This window comes from Gemmiger sp. (genome assembly GCF_057431175.1).
This window is the reverse complement of sequence record NZ_DBMDDV010000043.1, coordinates 1-2,342: the sequence shown is the minus strand read 5'-3', so window position 1 is coordinate 2,342 and position 2,342 is coordinate 1. Positions and strand designations below refer to the sequence as shown.

General features: G+C 44.5%; 2 protein-coding genes and 1 tRNA gene. 2 read left to right on the top strand and 1 reads right to left on the bottom strand.

Annotation, left to right across the window (positions count from 1 at the left end):
* Window positions 1–64: 64 nt before the first annotated feature.
* A tRNA-OTHER gene (locus ACZO0A_RS11915) sits at window positions 65–179 on the bottom strand.
* A gap of 261 nt (window positions 180–440) precedes the next feature.
* Between ACZO0A_RS11915 and ACZO0A_RS11910 the strand changes: the two genes are divergently transcribed.
* Window positions 441–1,064: a helix-turn-helix domain-containing protein gene (locus ACZO0A_RS11910; protein ID WP_302492797.1), complete on the top strand. Its 624-nt coding sequence runs from the start codon at window positions 441–443 to the stop codon at window positions 1,062–1,064.
* A gap of 453 nt (window positions 1,065–1,517) precedes the next feature.
* Window positions 1,518–2,114 (top strand): helix-turn-helix domain-containing protein, encoded by a 597-nt coding sequence (locus ACZO0A_RS11905; RefSeq protein WP_302492796.1) that lies wholly within the window; start codon window positions 1,518–1,520, stop codon window positions 2,112–2,114.
* Window positions 2,115–2,342: the final 228 nt, after the last annotated feature.

The following is a 2,342-nucleotide window of genomic DNA, read 5'->3' as shown; positions in this document are numbered from 1 at the left end:
ACCTTGCAGCCCTTGCATAGTTTGCCGCAAAAATAAAAAGCAGCACCCCGCAGGGTGCTGTCTTTGGCGCAGACGGTGGGATTCGAACCCACGTGACATTGCTGTCAAATTGATTTCGAGTTAATCTTTGAAAAGGCAATATGGTGATAACCAAGGCTGATGCAGGCTGGTTTGTCCGCTGATTTTGGACGATGCTTGTGGAGAATGCACTGATAAAGCAGCAAAAAACAATGTAGGTACGAAAAGAAGCAAAATCACCCGTTTTGGGGCAAAAATGGCGACTTTTTGGGAAAAATGCAAGATAAGATGCAAGATAAGCCCTGCCCAAAAAAGCCGGATAATGGTGCAGGTTTGCGGACACGAATGAGAAAAAATGCAAGAAGCAAAAAATTGAAGTAGTGATTTTTCGGGTTCCACTTTACAAACAAGGAGAACCCGAAATGAAGAAAAAACCTGTAAGCAAAGACCCGCTGGCAGAAAAGATTGAAGAAATTCTAACGCCCTATCCGGACCCGATGAGCCGCAACGATTTCCGCATCGTTTGCCATATCGGAACGCGCACTTCGCTTTATCTCCTGCAAAGCGGGCTTGTTCCCTGCAAAAACAACGGAAAGAAAACACGCTGCTATAAAATCGCCAAGAAAGATGTTGCCGAGTATCTCTACCGCCGAGAGTCCGACCCGATGCGCTACACTCCGCCCAGCGGGTGGTATTACAACTACCCCAAGCACAAGAAACCAGCCGCATCGTTGGAGCGCAAGCTGAACTATAAGGGCGAGGAACGGTTGCTGGCCAAGGAATGGTACGAGCAGCAACTGGCAAATTACCCGGATGTACTGACCGTTGCGCAAGTCTGCGAGGTGACAGGCTATCAACGCCACACAATTCTGAAATGGTGCAGCAAGGGCTTGCTGAAAACCATCTTACAGACACCCAAGTATATGATTCCCAAAGTATGGCTGCTGGAATTTGTGACGTCCGACTTTTTCAACGAGATCAGCCGAAAATGTGGAAAGCACTATGCCGCCATCAAGGAAATCGGTGGTTCACGCAAAGCCCGATAAGATGACTATTCGACCTCATGTGAACGCTAACACTTTAAGACTGCATCCATCGGTCTGATATGGTTCCCATTTCAATTTTCCAGTCACTGACTGGAAAATTGGATATCTGAGATATGCAAGCCCCAAAATCTAGTTAGACAAATCTCCCAAGGCATATTCAGCTTTTACGCAGAACTCAATTTGCCAGACACTGTCTGGTAAATTAGCTAGCCAAATACAACAGGCTTATATTTTATAAATCAGCATATTATGGTCAAAGCTGTCAAACAGGGGTATCCACATTCAAAAGAGAAAGGCCCAAAGTTGGACGCAAAGAATAAGGGACAGAAATAATTGAAATAGAATGTAATTCGTACAAGACTGATATTCTTAAAAATGTCAATATTTTAATTTATTGACGTTTTCTCAAACTACGATATAATAATAGTAGAGAACAACTTGGGAGAGATACTAATGCCGAGCGATTACCAAAAGCAAATAAAAGAAATTTTTGGCACAAACGATTTGGATGAACTGCGAGAACTTGCAAAGATGCTGAAAATCAATAATCCAAATCCGCGCAATGCGGGTCGCAAGGCGCAGCTTACCCCCGACCAGATCGTAGAGGTTTTGGAACTGCATAGAAAAGGCATCGGCAACACCGAGATTGCGAAACAGTTCGGCGTGTCGCGCCAGACCATATATAAGTATATCTATAACGCCGAGCATTTCAGCAAGAACCCGGATTTCACCATGCGGATGAACTTCATGAACGGTAAGCAGCTATGTACGGTCATCGACATTGATTTCAAGCACGAAGTTGTCCGCATGAAGAACTACACCGACCGAATCCCTTTGCGGGCGTTTGGCGTTGTAGAAAATCCGTCCTGGGCAGATTTTGAAGAATTTTTGAAAGAAAGATGCCTGCCCGCCAGCCGAGCCGGTCTGAAAGGCATCCTCCGGGAGATGGATGTTCCTTTCTATGATCCGCTGCTGATTATTGAAAAGACCAATGGGCGTATGGCTGGGGATCACCAATGGGTGCAGATGATCCGTAATACTGCTACCTAAGGGGGAAACTCTCGACTATTTTTGCAGTAGATAGTAACCTGTAACTTCTGCTGTTTCTAACCGACTACAATTTGTAGTCAGTTGACAAATCTTGTTACTGGCATGTCATTTTCGTTTGATGCAAGGAGCTGACATAAACATATTCTTTGTATAAGGCTTAATATCCACCAAGGCTCGAGATATAGAAGTCTTTTTTCGCATGTAGACCATAAAATTTTCTTCCATCGA